12 protein-coding genes, 1 tRNA gene and 1 CRISPR repeat array are annotated in these 17,683 nt (G+C 62.8%); of the genes, 10 read left to right on the top strand and 3 right to left on the bottom strand.

The annotated features are described in order from the left end of the window. Positions 1–306 precede the first annotated feature (306 nt). From KF757_08420 to KF757_08405, 4 genes are all read left to right on the top strand, one after another. Positions 307–627, top strand: a complete 321-nt coding sequence (locus KF757_08420; GenBank protein MBX3322999.1) for a hypothetical protein — start codon at positions 307–309, stop codon at positions 625–627. Between the two features lie 155 nt (positions 628–782). Then, positions 783–953: a hypothetical protein gene (locus tag KF757_08415; protein ID MBX3322998.1), complete on the top strand. Its 171-nt coding sequence runs from the start codon at positions 783–785 to the stop codon at positions 951–953. A 63-nt stretch (positions 954–1,016) separates the two neighbouring features. Beyond that, on the top strand, positions 1,017–6,065 hold the full coding sequence (gene cas12b, locus KF757_08410) for a type V CRISPR-associated protein Cas12b (protein ID MBX3322997.1): 5,049 nt from the start codon (positions 1,017–1,019) through the stop codon (positions 6,063–6,065). A gap of 469 nt (positions 6,066–6,534) precedes the next feature. Then, positions 6,535–6,993: a CRISPR direct-repeat array (repeat unit 36 nt; unit sequence GCCGCACCAACCAACGCGGCCCCGATGAATGGACAC). Positions 6,994–7,681: 688 nt separating this feature from the next. Beyond that, positions 7,682–8,365, top strand: a complete 684-nt coding sequence (locus tag KF757_08405; GenBank protein MBX3322996.1) for a hypothetical protein — start codon at positions 7,682–7,684, stop codon at positions 8,363–8,365. 88 nt (positions 8,366–8,453) lie between these two features. Here the strand turns inward: KF757_08405 and KF757_08400 are convergent, their stop codons facing one another. Then, positions 8,454–9,185, bottom strand: coding sequence for a nicotinate-nicotinamide nucleotide adenylyltransferase (locus tag KF757_08400; GenBank protein MBX3322995.1), 732 nt, complete (start codon positions 9,183–9,185; stop codon positions 8,454–8,456). Positions 9,186–9,255: 70 nt separating this feature from the next. Between KF757_08400 and KF757_08395 the strand changes: the two genes are divergently transcribed. Beyond that, positions 9,256–9,330 (top strand) — tRNA-Glu (locus KF757_08395). A gap of 95 nt (positions 9,331–9,425) precedes the next feature. Here the strand turns inward: KF757_08395 and KF757_08390 are convergent. Next, positions 9,426–10,859 (bottom strand): NAD-dependent succinate-semialdehyde dehydrogenase, encoded by a 1,434-nt coding sequence (locus KF757_08390; GenBank protein MBX3322994.1) that lies wholly within the window; start codon positions 10,857–10,859, stop codon positions 9,426–9,428. Between the two features lie 5 nt (positions 10,860–10,864). Here KF757_08390 and KF757_08385 point away from each other — a divergent pair, with 5 nt between their 5' ends. From KF757_08385 to KF757_08375, 3 genes are all read left to right on the top strand, one after another. Further along, positions 10,865–11,575, top strand: a complete 711-nt coding sequence (locus tag KF757_08385; GenBank protein MBX3322993.1) for a hypothetical protein — start codon at positions 10,865–10,867, stop codon at positions 11,573–11,575. A gap of 89 nt (positions 11,576–11,664) precedes the next feature. Beyond that, complete coding sequence (locus tag KF757_08380; GenBank protein ID MBX3322992.1) at positions 11,665–13,608, top strand: cation-translocating P-type ATPase; 1,944 nt, start codon at positions 11,665–11,667, stop codon at positions 13,606–13,608. Between the two features lie 102 nt (positions 13,609–13,710). Continuing rightward, a complete protein-coding gene (locus KF757_08375; protein MBX3322991.1) occupies positions 13,711–14,292 on the top strand; it encodes a hypothetical protein in 582 nt (193 codons plus the stop codon). Here KF757_08375 and KF757_08370 read toward each other — a convergent pair. Then, complete coding sequence (locus KF757_08370) at positions 14,289–15,194, bottom strand: NAD(+)/NADH kinase (GenBank protein MBX3322990.1); 906 nt, start codon at positions 15,192–15,194, stop codon at positions 14,289–14,291. The two genes, KF757_08375 and KF757_08370, sit on opposite strands and share 4 nt — an antisense overlap. Positions 15,195–15,257: 63 nt before the next feature. Here KF757_08370 and map point away from each other — a divergent pair, with 63 nt between their 5' ends. Continuing rightward, the gene (map, locus tag KF757_08365; GenBank protein ID MBX3322989.1) at positions 15,258–16,073 is read left to right on the top strand and encodes a type I methionyl aminopeptidase; all 816 of its coding nucleotides are present in this window, start codon (positions 15,258–15,260) and stop codon (positions 16,071–16,073) included. Positions 16,074–16,110: 37 nt separating this feature from the next. Then, positions 16,111–16,929: a tryptophan synthase subunit alpha gene (gene trpA / locus KF757_08360; protein ID MBX3322988.1), complete on the top strand. Its 819-nt coding sequence runs from the start codon at positions 16,111–16,113 to the stop codon at positions 16,927–16,929. The last annotated feature ends 754 nt before the right edge of the window (positions 16,930–17,683 follow it).

Here is a 17,683-nt window from a genome sequence, read left to right as displayed (position 1 = left end):
TTCCTTTTCCCAGGGGAGGCGGCTTCCTTTTCACAGTGGGGGCGGCTTCCAGCCGCCCAGCCTTCCACCCACCCCTCGGCCTCCTCGCTCCCCGGGTCGTCTGACGCGGCGTCTGCAACCAACTGGGCTCTTCGTCGTGGCCATGCAGAGCCATGGCCACGGCACCCTGGCCGCCCACTCCTTTGCCCCCGCTTCCTTTTCACAGGGGGGGCGGCTTCCAGCCGCCCAGCCTTCCACCCACCCCTCGGCCCTCCTCGCTCCCCGGGTCGTCTGATGCGGCGTCTGCAACCAACTGGGCTCTTCGTCGTGGCCATGCAGAGCCATGGCCACGGCACCCGGCTGGCTCTGGCCATGGCGCGACTGGAGAGCAAAACGTCGCAGTTGGAGAGCAAAACGTCGCCGTTGGAGAACAAAACGTCGCCGTTGGAGAGCAAAACGTCGCCGTTGGAGAGCAAAACGTCGCCGTTGGCGAGCAAAACGTCGCGCTTGGAGAGCAAAACGTCGCGCTCGGAAGACAAAACGTCGCGCTCGGAAGACAAAACGTCGCGCTCGGCGAGCAAAACGTCGCGCTCGGACGAGCCATTCACGGGCAGGAACTGCGCTGTCCCCCGCTGGCGGCATCAATAAACGCGGTGGACGCGATGGGGTGGAGGATTTCACCCCGCGCACCCACCGGGCACGGTGCCTGGCGGCCGCAGCGGCCGCGCCGACGCGGCGGAGGGCCGGGGGAACACCCACAACACGGACGACGGCGGCCGATTTGGTGCGGTATCCTTTCGGCTATGGCGAACACCCCGACCGATACCAACGCTGTCGAGGCCCCGACGACCCAGCGGGCCTACACCCTTCGCCTGCGCGGGGCAAATGACGAAGACCGAACCTGGCGCGAAGCCCTGTGGGCGACGCACGAGGCGATCAACGCCGGGGTCAATGTCTTTGGCGACCGAACATGAACTCAGTTGCCACTAATGTCCGTTAGCCCACTCCAAGAGGAGCAATCGAGAATGGCGAAGAAGATGTCTACAACAACGCGCTCATACACGCTCGGCTTGCTCTCGACATCAGATGCCGCTGACTGGCTGCCGCTCTGGAAGCGGTTGTTCCAAACCCACTACGCGGTTTGCTGCGGCGCGCGTGAGTTTGGCGAGTTCTTTCTCAACCTTCGGGGAGGGCTCCCGGCATCGCTCGCTTCATGCGACGCTGAGCCAGACCCTGATCGTCGCCGCCTTTTGCAGCGGGGCGCCCGGCGAGTTCTCGCGCTCGGCTGGTTTTCGGTCGAGAGCCTTCGTGGCGCGGAACATCATCCGCACCGATTGGTCGCATTGGGTCCGGGGGAATCTTTGACTAAAGAAGCGGCTGGCGAAGTGCTGAGGACATGCCTGCAGACGTCGAAAGGGCTGACTGACCAAGTCGAGATTGGACAGTGGGTCAACGACTGTGCATTGGCATTGTGCGCCAACATCCGCGCAGACGCCGTCATCGTGAATCGCGCTGCGGCCTTTTCTGAGTGGCAGTGCGAGTTCGGTGAATCGGGCGCGGATATGCCCGAGCAGGCACGTCGCATCCTGTTCGCCATGTGTGGTACAGGCTTCGCATCGTTGACACTGCCGAAAGACGAGACTGTCAAGGAGGAAGAGGATCGGGAAGAAACCGAGCCATCTGATGAAGGTGACTCCGAAGATACGGAAACGAAGAAATCCAAATCTGAAACCGAAGAGGCTGTAGAGCCAAGCAACGCTTCACGTGGTGTCTATTGCGATCTTTTCGGTGGTGACCCGGGCCCCAAAGTCAAACGGGAGTTAGACAAGATTCGCTTTGCTGCGATGCTCTATGAGTTCCTGTCACCACTTGCGGCTGGAAATCAGGTATGGGTGTTCCTCGACCGGACCAATCTCTTTCTTGGCGAGACCCTACATCGCTGTGATCCCGAACGTTCCATCCCGGACCAACTTCGTGATTGGCGAACGCTACACGGGTGGGGTCGTAATGGCTCTGATTTGCTCCCGCGAGAGGCAAGCCCCGACAACAAGGTGAATAAGATCGCAGTACCATACCGCAAGCTTTTGGTCGCCGCCGATCTGTGGCCAAAATCAAATGACGAAGACGGCGCAATCACGCATCAGCATGACAAGGCAGGCATTCGGGTTCAGGATAATCTGAAGAAAGCGGCGATTACAACCAGTACATCACCGGGCATGCTGGGGCTCATTGAGAGCATCCTTAAGGCATGCGCAAAACGAGTAACTGCAGAAGACTTGCGTGTATTCAAGCCCCAATGGGCCGAGGAGGTTCAGAATCGTTTTGAACGTGCTGCGCGGGTCGGAGAAATCAGAAGGGCGTCTGAGTTTCGCTATCTGATGTTTGCGCTCGCCGCTCGTCGGATCAGCCAGACACAGACATGGATGAAGCGTAACGAAACCGAGCGCCACAAGGCCGCCGTGAGGGAAGACGCGGCAAACAAGGTTCTGGATGCGATTGATCCGGACCGGGCGGCACGGGGCTGGCTCGCCGCATACGAAGAAAAACGGGGAGAGCATTCGCAACCGACATCAGAGTTTCGGATCACTCGTCGGATGATCGGAGAGTGCGAGGCGGTCTTCAAAGCCTGGCAGGGAATCGAATCCCCCGAAGACCGGGAGAGAGAAACCGCTTCGGTGCAGTCCAAGGCCGAGAAGTTCGGCGATGCGCTTTTTTACGCGGATCTGTCTGGAGACCTCGCTGCTGAGGTCATTTGGAAGAACGAGCGAGGCGCAGAGCTTCTCAAGCAGTGGGTGAAGTGGCGGCAGGCGCAGCACGACCAGCGGCGGTTCAAGATCCCGCGATTCTGCCACCCCGATGCCTTTCATCACCCAACGTGGTGCGAGTTCGGCGGCACATCCAAGCCGAATGTGTGGTACGCGTGGAGGCCGGACAGCAAGCCGCAGAATCCAGAATCTGGCGGCAATAACGACGGCTCACGCCGTTTGTGGATGCTACTTCCTGATTTCAACTCGAGACAGGCAGCACCTGTGCCGATGCGCTGGCGGTGCAAGCGGCTCTCGAATGATCTTGGAGGAGTGCGAGAATATACCGAAGTTTCGGTTCCCCGTGCAGACCGGATCAGCCTTGCTGCAGCTCGCTTGCCATCTCTTGATACGAACAACGAGCCGATCCGATATCGCCCCGAGCACCCATTTACGAAGAGTGCAAAGGGCTGGAACGCTCGCTTGCAACTCGACCGGAACACGCTGGAGCGGCTCGAACAGGAGTGGGATGAAAGCCGGCGTGACTGGCGGGACGACGGAAAGGACCTTCGTTTCGCTCGCTGGTTCGTCACGTTCGCGCCGGAACTTGTGACAATGGAAGGTCCTGGGCGAAACATCCACCCGAAACTCGGTTGGAAGGGAAGTCCACACACTGACCTCAACAAGAAAGAAAAGCGGGAGATTCACGCAAAGCTCATCCTCTCCCGACTTCCCGGCCTGCGGGTACAGTCGGTCGATCTGGGCCATCGCTTCGCGGCCTCGTGCGCGGTGTGGGAAGCGATCGACCGCGAGCAGATGAAAGCCGCCTGCCGCGAGCATGGGCAGGCCGAGCCCCGGGAGTCGGATCTGTACCTGCATCTGACCCGGACCGTGCAGAAGGAACGCACCAAGGGCCGCGACAAAGGCAAGACCGTGCCTGTTGAAGAGACGACGATCTACCGCCGCATCGGCGAGGACTATCTGCGCGATCCAAAGACAGGCAAGCCGACGGAGACTCCGCATCCCGCGCCCTGGGCGCGGCTCGAACGCCAATTCTCAATCAAACTTCCAGGTGAGGACAAGCCTGCGCGGGCCGCGACCCGAGGCCGCTTGAAGGACGGAACGCCAACAGACATCGACGAAGAGAAAATGGTGGCTCGGTTGGCTTGCAGCCTCGGGTATCGGGGTGATATTGCCGACAAGGTCAAGGGTCGCGGCGTAGACGAACTCATGCGCCGCGCGGTCTGGATCGCATCAACAGGCCTCACACGCCACGGTCGGCGAGCCAAGATCGCGTACGCGCTCGATCCCGCGTGTCCGTACATCCCGGGCATGGGCGACAAGCGGACGGCCATCACGCGCGGCGATGCTGAGCACATCGAATTTCTCACCAAGACGCTCGCCGACTGGCACGCACTTGCGGTTGACACATCTTGGGACGGGACTGCCGAGCGGGAGTTGTGGAACGAGCATATCCAGCCGCTGCAAGGTGTTGGTTTCGCCGTCGGCGAGCCTGCGCGGGTCGATCCCGAAGCGACTGAGATTTCGCGGCAACAGCGAAGGAAGAATGAAGACGAGTTCCGCGAGACGCGCATCAAGCCGATCGCTGAATACCTGTCCAAGGCCAAGCCGGACATGACCAAGGCGATGCATGCCGGATGGAGGCAGCGATGGGAAGGCGACGACGGCGAAGGACGGACGAAAGCAGATTTTGTACATGCTCCCGTGACTGACGAGAACGGCGTAGTCATCGGCACGCGCACAACCCCGAAGCCGGGCAAGGAGTCAGGCGGCGGCTGGCACGGGCACCTGCGCGAACTGACCGACTGGATCATGGGCAGGCATCTTGATGGTGCGTCTTCACCGATGTGGACCCGCAATGTCGGCGGACTCTCCCTGACGCGGATCGGGACGATGCAATCGCTGTATCGACTGCACAAGCAGTTTGCCATGCGGCCGAAGCCGGACAACGTCAGAGGAGCGCCAGAAAAGGGCGAGAGCAACGCCGGGGTCGCGCAGCGCATTCTCGACACGATGGAGCGCATGCGCGAGCAGCGTGTCAAGCAGATCGCCAGTCGCATCGCCGCTTCGGCCCTCGGGCTGGGCGGGCACTGGAAACAGGTCATTCGCCGCGACCATGCGGGCCGGGCGTTGCTCGACGCACGCGGCCGGCAGCGGACCAAATCAGTGTGGGTCGAGGAGCCAAGCGCCAGGTACGCGCCCTGTCACGCCATTGTCATCGAGAATCTGCGCAACTACAAGTTCGCTGACACCCAGCCTCGTCGCGAGAATCGGGGCCTGATGTCGTGGTCGGCGGGAAAGGTACGCAAGTACCTTGAAGAAGCCTGCCAACTCAGCGGCCTGCACCTGCGCGAAGTCTCGCCGAACTACACCAGCCGCCAGTGCAGTCGCACCGGCCTGCCGGGGCATCGATGCCAGGACATTTCCGTTGCCGACTTTCTCGACAAGGCGTGGTGTCGCAAGCGGGTCAGACAGGCAAAGGAACGTAAGGAAAACTCGACGAAGGACAGGCCATTCGATGCGGCGGCCCGCTTCTTCGTTGCGCTCGATGAATTGTGGCCCGACCGCAGCAGCATCCCGAAAGCGAAGCAGGAGGAATACACGGAAAAGGTGAACAAGGCAAAGCCCCTTCGCATCCTGTCGAAGAGCGGCGACCTGTTCGTCGCCGCGCCCCCACGATCGTGCAGGAAGGTCGGCCATCAACCCTGTCCCCTGTGCGACGGTAAAAGAGCGATTCAGGCCGATCTCAACGCCGCGGCCAACATCGGGCTGCGGGCCCTGCTCGACCCCGATTTCGCGGGCCGGTGGTGGTATGTGCCCGCCTCCATCGGGGATGGCTGGCGCGTGCCGATGCCAAAGAGTTGCGCAGGCGCAGCATGTCTCGACGGCTGGAAGGTTGCGACAAAGCAAGGCAAGGCCTTCTTGTGCGCCGATGGCTCGCCACTGGGTGAAGCGGATGACGAAACGGTGAAGAAAGCAAAGTTGCAACTGGAGGAAGCCAAACGCGAGCGGGATGCCGCAAAGAGGGCGGCAAAGAAGAAGGGCGCGGACCAATCCTTGCTGGCGCAGACCCAGGCACGTTACGAAGTGGCGAAGAAGGCTCACGACGATGCGAAGAAGGCGGCATCGCAAAAGGAGATTATCAATCTCTGGAAAGACCCGGATGCACAACCGGGCTCGCTCAACGAAGGCGCGTGGTGGGAACCGGGTGCATACTGGAGAATGGTCGAGCACCGCGTCATGGCGCGCCTGCGCCTTGCCAACGGCCTTGTGGATAACCCCATACCTGAGCGCGATGACGACCTCGAAACGCCGTTTTGAATCGGCCTCATCGTTTCGCCGCAGCCCGGATCCGACGGGACTCCAACTTGCGAGCCGTGCATCGGGTTGATATACTGCCGATGTCTGGCCACGGGCCAGCGCATCTCCGAGAACGTGTCGTCGCCTTCACTGCGCCTTGGCACTCGGCATTCATCCGGTTCGCGTTGGTGGTGATCTCGGGCGGCGTGGGCCGCAGCGGGAGAGCGACGCGGCGTTGGCAAGTTGGTTGATTGCGGCCCTCCGGGCGGGGGGTGTTGGTGCGCGGGCGTTTTGTCGCGCACCGCCCCCGCGAGTGCGATGGTGGTGCATGGGGGGCCGGGGCACGCTCGCGGATGCGGTTTTCCCCGGCGTTTTCGATGGTTTTGAGGCCCGGCAGCGCCCGAAACAGGCCCCCGCGATGCCCCGTTGTCGCCCACGCTCGCAAACCGCCTCGCAAGTGCCTGTTTGGCAGCATGTTGCGAGTGCGGCGGCCGCACCAACCAACGCGGCCCCGATGAATGGACACCGGCTCGCTCCCACGCACCATGCAGCAGTCGCTCGCCGCACCAACCAACGCGGCCCCGATGAATGGACACCGGCTCGCTCCCACGCACCATGCAGCAGTCGCGCGCCGCACCAACCAACGCGGCCCCGATGAATGGACACCCTCCATGCGTCACCAGCGGCGGTTTCGATGCGCAGCCGCACCAACCAACGCGGCCCCGATGAATGGACACCCTCCATGCGTCACCAGCGGCGGTTTCGATGCGCAGCCGCACCAACCAACGCGGCCCCGATGAATGGACACCGGCTCGCTCCCACGCACCATGCAGCAGTCGCGCGCCGCACCAACCAACGCGGCCCCGATGAATGGACACAGCCTGCACGCCAGCCCGATGATGCGGCTGGGCGAGCCGCACCAACCAACGCGGCCCCGATGAATGGACACGGGACCGTACATGGGCGGCTGGAAGCCGCCCCCCCTGGGGTGTCGCATCAACGAGCGCGGCCCCGATGAATGGGCATGTGTTGTTTGTGCCGTCTGTGGCCATGATCTGACTCCGCACCAACCAACGTGGCCCCGGTGAATGGACACGCATGGGCGGCTGGAAGCCGCCCCTCCTGGGACCGCCGCACCAACCAGCGCGGCCCCGATGGATAGACACTGGATCGTGCATGGGCGGCTGGAAGCCGCCCCCCCTGGGGTGTCGCATCACCTAGCGCGGTCCCGATGTAGGGGCATGTGTTGTTTGTGCCGTCTGTGGCCATGATCTGACGCCGCACCAACCAACGCGGCCCCGATGGATAGACACTGGACCGTGCATGGGCGGCTGGAAGCCGCCCCCCCCCTGGGGTGTCGCATCAACGAGCGCGGAACCCATGCATGAACACTGCACGCTCGTGCCGCAGCCGCCGCGCATTTTCTGCGCCGCCAGGCGACCGATCCCCGCGGGCCGAGCCACGGGCGAACAGAATTCTCAGATTTTCCCGCCCGCACACTTCAGTTGCATTCATCGAGAGTCGATGCAACAGGCGGACGCGGGTCGCATGTCGCGGGCCGCACATCTGAATCCGGCGCAGTTCGATCTGTGTGCACGATGGTGCTTCGCCCCCGACTCAAAAGGAATGTGAACACAATGGCGAACGAAACAATTCCCACCAAGCTCAACGAGAAGATTCAGTTCTTCGAGCAGCGGCTGCCCGTCTGGTCGGTCAGTCCACCATCGCTGGGCCTTTTGCCCGCCGATATCGTCTCTTTGAATAACGCCGTCACCGCTGCACGCGCCGCCTTCAACGCAGCACAGGCCGCACGCAACCTTGCCAAGGCAGCCACAGAACAGCAGGACATCGCGGTCGCGGCCATGCTCGAGATCGGACGCGCACAGGTGCGCGTCATTCGCGCCTGGGCCTTCAAGACCAACAACCCGGCCGTCTACGCCATGGCCCAGATCCCCGCACCGGCCGAGCCTTCGCCGCTCGGGCCCGCCGAGCAGCCGACCGATCTGACCACCACCCTCACCACCGGCGGCACGATCGAACTGGCATGGCAGGGCTCACGCGAGGGCGGAACGTCATTCAAGATCTTCCGCAGCCTCAAGAGCCCCAACTCCGAGAGCGGCCCCTTCGTCCTCCTGGGCACCAGCGAAGAACGCAGGTTCACCGACTCGGCCCTGCCCACCGGACTCCAGAACGCAACCTATTACATCATCGCCGTTCGCTCGGGCGGAGCAAGCCTGCCCAGCGATGTCAGCACCGTCTTCTTCGGCTCGGCCGAGGGCAACCCCATCGCGAGCAAGAAGAACCTGACGATCGCGGCCTGAAACGCGCCCGGACCGCGGGAGCAATCGACGCCAACACTCCGCCCGTCCGGAATGATCCGGGCGGGCGTTTCTATCTATGGCCGCGGGCTCAGCCGCGGTAGATGCCGCGGGCCAGATGCAGCACCGAAGGCGTCAGCAGGGCATCGAGGTCATCGCACTGCGGATCGTTGGCCAGCAGAGCGCGGGCCTGCGTCGAAGAGGCGTCGAAGCGAGGCTGGTGCGGGAGCACGGCGCGATCGAAGAGCAGACGCTCAGCCGCCGACCAGGAACCGGGGGGGGCGGAGGGACCGGGGGGGGCGGGGGGCGTGGTCTCGACCGATGCGCCGCGCACAAGCAGGATCGGAGCGGCCAGTTCGAGGATCGCGTGCGGCTCACGCCAGTCGCCCAAGGAGCACCACTGATCGCTGCCGATGACGAAGCGCACACGCACCGACGCGGGCAGCAGCGAGCGGGCGCGGCAGAGCGTGTCGACGAAATAACTCGGCTCGCTTCCAGACTCGGCGCGGTCGAGTTCGTCAGTCCAGATGCCGATGCGGGGGTCGGTCGCGAGCCCGAGATCGGAGAGGCCGGCTTCGAGCATGGCGACGCGCTGCGGGCCTGTGGCAATGGGGCCGGTGGACTTGTGCGGCGAACGCGCAGCGGGCACGAAAATCAGCGATGAACCCGGCACAGTTTCAAGAACGAAACGGGCAAAGGCGAAATGAGCGCGGTGCGGCGGATCAAAAGAACCGCCAAAGAGGACCAGTTCAGCAGAGCGCGGATCGACAGGCAGAGGCGTCGGCGGGGGGGGGCGGGAGGATTGGCCAGAGTCTGCGGGCATCGCTCGATGGTACGACATGCAGCGAGGATGCACGACCCCCGGGGGTGTGGGGGCTACAATGACGCCCCTCGGCCCCGTCGTCTAGTCAGGTCCAGGACACCAGGTTTTCATCCTGGTAACGCGGGTTCGAATCCCGCCGGGGTCATTGCTGAGCATGAGTCCGGACCGCACACCCCTCGCACGCCCCTTGGCATGCGAGGGTTCTGTGTTTTGTGGGCGTACAGGAACCCGAGCGGCGGCCTACACGCCCCACGAGACGTACTTGATCTCGGTGTATTCGTCCATGACGTAGTGCCCGCCCTCGCGGCCGAAGCCCGAGTGCTTCATCCCGCCGAACGGCGCCTGCGCCGTCGAAGGTGCTGCGTCGTTGGCGCCGATCACGCCATAGTCGAGCGCTTCGGCCACGCGGATGAGCCGCGAGGCGTCGCGCGTGAAGAAATACGCCGCCAGCCCGTACTCCGAGTCGTTGGCCAGCGCGATGGCCTCGGCCTCGGTCTCGAAGCGCGCCACCGGCGCCACCGGGCCGAAAGTTTCCTCGTGCGCGATCTTCATCTCGGGCGCGAGCCCGGCCAGCACGGTGGGGCGGTAGAAGCGATCGGCACAGCCGCTCACGCGCACGCGCGAACCGCCGCAGACCAGGCGTGCGCCACGGTCGGTCGCATCGGCGACGTGTTCCTCGACCTTGGCGATGGCCTTGTCGTCGATGAGCGGCCCGATGTTAACGCCCTCGCCCAGGCCATTGCCGACCACGAGGCGCTCGGTCGCAGCGGCCAGCCGCTGGACAAAGGCATCGTGGACGCTGGCGTGAACATAGAAGCGGTTGGCACAGATGCACGTCTGGCCCGCGTTGCGGAACTTGGTGGTGATCGCAGCGGCAGCGGCGGCGTCGAGATCGGCATCGTCGAAGACGATGAACGGAGCGTGCCCGCCCAGTTCGAGGCTCAGACGCAGCAGGTGTTTCGAGGCCTGCTGCATGAGCACGCGGCCCACAGGCGTCGAACCGGTAAAGGAGAGTTTGCGCACGAGGAAGTTGTCGCACATCTCGCTGCCGATCTCGCGCGCGGTGCCGGTGACGATGTTGACAACACCGGCTGGGATGCCGGCTTCGAGCGAGAGTTCACCGATGGCGATGGCCGAGAGCGGAGTTGATTCGGCAGGCTTGATGACGACGGTGCAGCCGGCCGCAAGAGCCGGGCCGAGTTTGCGCGTGATCATCGCCGACGGGAAGTTCCAGGGCGTGATGATCGCGGCAACGCCCACAGGCTGACGCAGGACCAGGATGCGTTTAGCGGTTGTCGAGGCGGGGATGATCTCGCCGCTGACGCGACGGGCTTCTTCGGCTGCCCACTCGAGAAACGAAGCGGCGTAGGCGATCTCGCCGCGAGCTTCGGCCAAAGGCTTGCCCTGTTCGAGGGTCATGAGCCGCGCAAGGCGGTCGGCATCGCGCATCATCAGGCCTGCGAGGGTGCGCAACAAGGCGCCCCGTTCGTGTGCCGGGCGGGTCCGCCAGGCGGAAAGAGCGGCGTGAGCGGCCTCGATCGCGCGGCGGGTTTCGTCGCGGCCGCAGCGCGGGACGCTGGCGATGACTTCGTCGGTGGCGGGGTTGGTGACTTCGATGGTCGCGCCGTCGGCAGCAGCAGTCCACTGCCCGGCGATGAGGTTGTGCGTTTGCATGGAGTATGGCCCTTGTGTGTGTTGCGGGCACGGCGTGCGACGTGCAGGACAATCCTGATTCGCCGCTGGACCGTTCAATCCTTCTGGTCACTCTGGGCTTTGCCCGCGCAGAGTATAATCAGCGTGCAGACACCTTTATTGAAAGGACGATCATGTTTGCGCTTCCGTCGATTCCTTCATGGGACGCGGCACATCCGATTCTCGTCCATCTACCGATCGGTCTGCTTGCGTTTGCGCCGGTGCTGATCGTTGCGACGGCGCTTGCGGGCGAGCGTTGGCGACGCGGGTTGGCTGCAGCGACCATGACGGTAATCGCGGTGGGCACGCTGGGCCTGGTGCTGGCGGTGATGAGCGGCGAGGCGGCTGCGAAACTGGTCGATGGGATTCTGTCTCCAGCCGCAACCACGGTCCTTGAGCAGCATGAAGAAGGCGGCGAGATGGCGCGGTGGATCTTTCTCGGTCTGACTGCGGGCTACGTCGCGGTGCTGGGTCTGACGGCCGTGCTGCTCAGGAAAAAGAAGAAAGCGATGATGCTCGGTCTGCACACGGTGTATCTGCTTGCGTTCATGGGCGGAGTGGTGGCACTGGCCAACGTCGGGCACCTTGGCGGGCGACTGGTCCACGAGTTCGGGGTGCACGCTCCGCTTACGAAGTACACGGGCGATACGAACTGGCCTGTGTTCGTGCCTCGCCGTTACGAAGAGAGCGACGATTGAGCCGCAGCGCAAAGCCGAATGTGAGTGGTATTGCGCCAGACGGATCAGCGGCACTCCCCACCACGGAAGCGGCTGGCGAGGCGCCCGTCGTGCCCGATCGATCATGGTACGAAGTTGCGATGGTGGGCGCGGGCGGGCTCTGCGTGGCGCTGGCATGGGTGGTCGAGCTTCGCGATTGGCCAGGGGCGATGCTCTGGATCTTTGCGGGGCTCAGCGCGCTGCTGACGAGCCAGCGGACCTCGCGGCGTGCGCTCAAGGCCTTGGGAGAGCGTCGCATTGATGTCGATACGCTGATGTTCGTCGCGGCGATCGGAGCAGCGGCAATCGATCACGCGGTCGAGGGGGCGTTCCTGCTGTTCCTCTTCGGGCTCGGGGCTGCGGGCGAGCACATGGCACTCGATCGCGCCGAACGATCGCTCAAGCACCTTGAATCGCTCGTGCCCGTTGCCGCTGAGCGTGGTCGCGGCGACGGTACATACGAAGTGGTCACGATCGACGCGCTGCGGGTTGGCGATCGCGTGCGGGTGCGGTCGTTCGAGCGCATCGCCTGCGATGGCATCGTGATCGAAGGGCAGACGGCCATTGACGAATCAACGCTGACCGGAGAGGCGATGCCGGTCGAGAAAAAGGTGGGGTCCGAAGTCTTTGCCGGCACACTCAACACGGGCTCGGCGTTTGTCTATGAAGCAAGCAGGCCAGCAGCCGAGAGCGCGCTGGCGCGCGTCGTTCACGTCGTGACCGAGGCAAGGTCAAAGCGGGCGAGCATCGAGATGCTGACCGAACGCATCGGGCGGGTGTATGCGCCGTGTGTGCTCGGTGCGGCAGCGTTGCTGTTTGCTGTGCCGGTCGCACTCGGGTATGAGGCAGCGGTGTGGTTTTACAGGTCGATGGCGTTCTTGACGGCGGCTTCACCGTGCGCGCTGGTGATTGGTGCGCCGGCGACATATCTGTGCGCGATCGCATCAGGCGCGCGGCACGGGATCGTCTTCAAGGGCGGCGAAAGCGTCGAACGCCTGTCGCGCGTGAAGGCGTTTGCATTCGACAAGACTGGCACAATCACGCAAGGCACGCCTCGTGTGCATCGCGTGTTGGTCATGGAAGGAGCAGGGCGCAGTGCGGTAGCGACCGAGCAGGAATTGCTCTCGCTTGCAGCCGCGGTTGAGGCACTGGCCACGCATCCGCTGGCCGATGCGATTGTGCACGAGGCCGAGGAGCGCGGGCTCGAACTGCCCGAAGTCAGCAATGCCCGGCAGATCGCCGGCCGCGGGGTGGAAGCGGTCGTCGGCGGGCAGTCCGTGCAGGCAGGCTCGCCCAAACTCATCGACAATCAACCTGAGCGAAGCGATGCGTTACAGCATGTTGCGGCACTGGCTGCGGAGGGCTGCTCAATCGTCGTGGTCACACGCGGGCAGCACATCATCGGGCTTATCGGTGTGCGCGATCAGGTGCGGCCTGACGCGAAGGCTGCGCTTGCGGCGCTCGCTGCACGGGGGTTGCGGCTGACGATGCTGACCGGGGATCATGCGGGCTCGGCGCGTGTCATTGCTGCCGAGGTCGGGCTTGATGAAGTTCACGCAGAACTCGCACCGGGCGAGAAGATGACATGGCTTGAGTCGATCGAGCATGAGACCGGGCGGGTGGCAATGGTCGGCGATGGTGCCAATGACGCCCCGGCTCTGGCTCGCGCGTCGGTGAGTCTATCGATGGGGTCGGCAGCCTCCGACGTCGCAGCAGAGAACGCCGACATTGCGATCATGGGCGAACGATTGATGTCGGTTGCCGAGGCTCATGCACTGGCGCGGCGTGCCCGAAGAATCATGGTGCAGAATCTGGTCATTGCACTGGGCGTCATCGCAACTGTCGCTCCGCTTGCAGCTATTGGATATGCACAACTCGGGGTTGCGGTGGTTCTGCACGAGGGGTCAACGGTTGTGGTGGTGCTCAACGCCCTGCGACTTTTGCGCAGGTGGCGGCTGAAAGGAACACTGGAGGATATAGATTCGCCCAGACTGACTCGACATGTCGATAATTGATGCGGGGGCGCGGTCCCGAGCCCGACTCGGGCCGAGGCCGATCGAGTGAGACTAGATGGACACACTTTGACAAACATGCACGGCACCATGAAAGGACGAGGGATGAAGACGTTGAATGACATCGCCAACAGCACGACCAGCGCAGAGGGCGAATCAATCGCAGCAAGGTTGGACAGCCTCGAATCGCGCGTGGCGAATCTTCGCAGGATCAACCGCTCGCTTGTTGTCGCGTTGTGTGCGATTGGCACGCTGGCAACAGTGGGATTGACGACGACAGCAACCAGATCACCAGAGGTATTGCGGGCCAAACGCATTCAGATGGTCGATGACAATGAGCGTGTACGAGCAGAGCTGGGGATCGATGAACAAGGTTCAGCGGGGCTGTTCGTGCTCGATGGGGGCGGGCTGATCCGAGCGACGCTCGTTCATGACGAAGTTCAGACCGCGATGTACCTCATGGATGAAGCCGGCGTTGTGCGACTCGGCGCGGCACAGTTCTCGCATGGCGGAGGCGGAATCGCGATGCACGGCCCTGAACTCAAGGGGGCAGCGGTTCTGATGCTCAAGGACAGTATCGGCTCGCTCACGTTTTATGACAAGGATGGAGAGGTTGTTCTGCGCACGCCTGACAGCGGTACGCCAAGCACACAAAAAACGGCGATCCCTTCACCTCAGGCAGACTAGTTTACAGCTGGCAGAAGCACTTGCAGGCTGGCCGGATCGAGCGAGAGAGTCACCTCGAGTGCATTGGGGCACTCCGCGGACATTGCAGATTCACCGTCGATCTGCGCAGCGATACCTTGTGCACGTTTTGCGGCAACCTGAATGCACTGGCCTCGGCCTCGGCGCACTCGAGAGTCGCTGCTCAACGTACCAAGGCGAGCGCGAAGCAGAGCCCAGCAGCAGCCAAGTGTTGTTGTCGCCGGGATGAAGACGACATCCAGCGAGCCATCCGTCATCGAGGCATCGGGGGCGAAGTTGCAGCGGCAGGCATACTGAGCGCAGTTTGCGACAATTACCCAGCCTCGCTTACGCTCGACAAGCGATTGTCCGTCAATCGAGATGCTGACCGTCGGAAGCATCGGGCTGAGCGCTTCGACGCAGACTGGACCAAGATACGCCGCATGCCCATTCGGGCGCGTGCGTGATTGAGAGAGTCGCGTGATGACACTCGAATCGGGCCCGATCGACCACATGAGCAGGAACCGTTCGGGCGCGATCGCCGGGCTTTGAGTTGCTGCGAGTCCTACATCGGCTCGCACGGTGCGTCCGGACCGAAGTGCAGCGACCAGCATCTCCGGATCGCGTGAGAATCCCCACGCTCGGCTGAACAGATTCTCGTTGCCGGTTGGAACATGATAGAGTGGCACACCAGCGCGTACGGCAACAGCTGAAGCATGCAGCACCGTTCCGTCGCCGCCACAAACCACCAGTGCAGCTGACTGTGTAAGGCTTGTCTCGTCGATCCCGGCGCGGGCGTCGCAAAGATCAACCTCCAGCCCGGAGCACTCCAAAGCCCCCACGAGCTGGCGAGCCGACGCTTCGGACTTGCCCAGGCCGGAGGACGGGTTGTAGGCAATGGTCACATGCACAGCAGTAGCAACAATAGCGGCCTGCCGACCATGTCTGTGCAACCTACCATGGGGTCGATGTCAAAGACCCTTCATACACGCGATGAGCAGGCGGTGGCCGAGGCTGCCGAGAAGGTCGTCGAGGTGCACTTGCGCCTGGCGGACATGCTCAAAGTGGGCTTGACGCTGGCGACGATCGACTCATTCGTCGCGCGCACCCTCGAAGAACTATCGTGCAAATCCTGCTTTCGCGGGTATCGCGTTCCGAGGCTGCCGCCGTTCCCCTCGCATGCGTGTCTGAGCCTTAATGAATGTGTTGTCCACGGCACAGCGGGCTATATCACCCGTCCGATTGTCGAGGGCGATGTGCTCAAGATCGATATTGGCGTGACCTATCGCGGGTGGATCGGCGACGCCGCATGGACTTACGTCTTCGGCAAACCCACCGACGAAGTGCGCAGGCTTTGCGACGCTGGCAAACGCTCGCTGAAATTGGGCATCGCGGAACTGCGCCCTGGCAACACCTATATGGCGTGGGCCCAGGCGGTACAGAATCATGTCGAGAAGATCGCCGGGTTTCACCTCATTCGTGGGCTAGGCGGGCATGGATACGGACGCAGGCTGCACGAGCCTCCTTTTGTGTCCAACGTGGTACCGACCTACTCCGGAGAATGGCCCGATGGTGCCAAACCCTGCGAACCCGGCACACTTCTTGCGGTTGAGCCGATGATTGCAGTCGGGACCGGGCAAACCACGCAAGCGCGGGGCGCCTGGCCGATCTACACCGCCGATGGGTCGCAATCGGTGCACTACGAACACGATGTGCTCATCACGCCCGATGGGCCTCGAGTGCTGACTGCCGGGCTTGAGCAGGTACGGGATGTGATCGAATAGAGCCGGTCATGGCCGCAAGGTCGAGGCGCAAAGACGAATGAACAGGATTGATCAGATCTTTTCGCAACTTCGGGAGAGCAGACGCAAAGCCCTGATGCCATTCGTGTGTGCGGATTATCCTCAACGCGGGTCGCTTGCAGGCGTGATCGAGGCTGTCGCCGGCGCGGGCGCGAGCATCATCGAGATCGGTATTCCGTTCTCTGATCCGATCGCCGATGGACCTGTGATTGCAGCGGCCATGCACGAGGCGTTGATTCAGGGCAGCACCCCGTTAGGAGTGTTCGAACAGGTACACCATGTGCGCAGCCGGACCAATGTCGGGCTGATCGCGATGGTGAGTGTGTCAATCGTGCATCGGATCGGCGCTGACCGGTTCATCGAAGCAGCGCGCGAAGCGGGCTTCGATGGGTTCATCTTTCCTGATGCACCGCTCGAAGAAGCGGGCGAGCTTGCAAGGCGTACAGCCGAGGCAGGCATGACCGCCAGCCTGCTCATCGCCCCGACCACTTCACGCGAACGTGCAGCCAGAATCGCAGCCCTTTCGACGGGGTTCATCTATCTGCTCGCGCGGTCCGGCATCACCGGAGAGCGTGACCAGGCTCCCGATGTCGGACGGCGCGTGTCGCAGCTGCGCGAAGTGACAGACCTGCCGATTGCCTGCGGCTTTGGCATCTCGACGCCGGAACATGTGCGTGCAGTCGTCGCTCACGCCGAGGCTGCAATCGTCGGCAGCGCGCTCGTCAGACGCATGGGCGAGGTACAAGCGCGCAACGGTAATGTTGCCTTCGAAGCCGGGGCGTTTGTGCGTGAACTGGCTCGTGGGTGTGAAGCGACTCCTGAGCGAGTAGACGGCTGAACCACCCGACGAATTTCAATCGTACGTCTGCACCTTTTCGCTGCGGTAACGATTGATGACGTTGATGCTCTCGCCGTTGGCCGGCTGGCCGGGAGGGAAGGTCCTGAAGAATGTCTCGTGAACGTTGCCTTGATAGAACGTCGCGTGGCCATCGGTAAAGACCCAGTTGCCCCCTGAGTCGCCATGGTTGTCGATCTTGGCGTAGGAAGATTGGCGATCAGCGTGAGTGCCGGTAAGGCCTGCGTACTGAGCGTCGGCAGAATTGCCATAGAACGAGTTGGTGCCGACATCTGAAGCCTGCGTCTCATCGCCCCATAGTGGAGCGGGAGAAAGGATGTCGGGGTCGTAACTCTTGAAACCGGCAATGTACATATATGAAATGTTGTAGCCGATCACCTCGTTACTTCCACCAGGTGCGATTGGGAGTTTGAGTCGTCCTGCAGAAACAGCGGCTGCAAGACGTGTTTCGAGTTGGCCGTAAAAGCGTCCCCAGTAAATGGTTTCGCGATCCGACGGACACTTGAGCACGCCGAAGCCGTCAATGTAAGACGCGAGGAGCGGAGATGTGTTTCCATCTCTATACGCTCCATAGACGATTCCACGCCCGGGAATGAGTGTGAAGGTGTGACCGACATCGCCCGTAGGCGGAGTTCCCGGCGTGCCATCGCCGATCTGGTATGTGCTGAACAGGCCAGCAACGCCGCCATACTTTTCCTGCCCGGTTAGGTATGGACGAGCAGAGAGTTGGCCTCTC

This window comes from Phycisphaeraceae bacterium, from assembly GCA_019636795.1.
GTDB lineage: Bacteria > Planctomycetota > Phycisphaerae > Phycisphaerales > UBA1924 > JAHBWW01.
The sequence above is the reverse complement of the archived record's forward strand: the minus strand, read 5'-3'. Positions and strand labels throughout refer to the sequence as shown.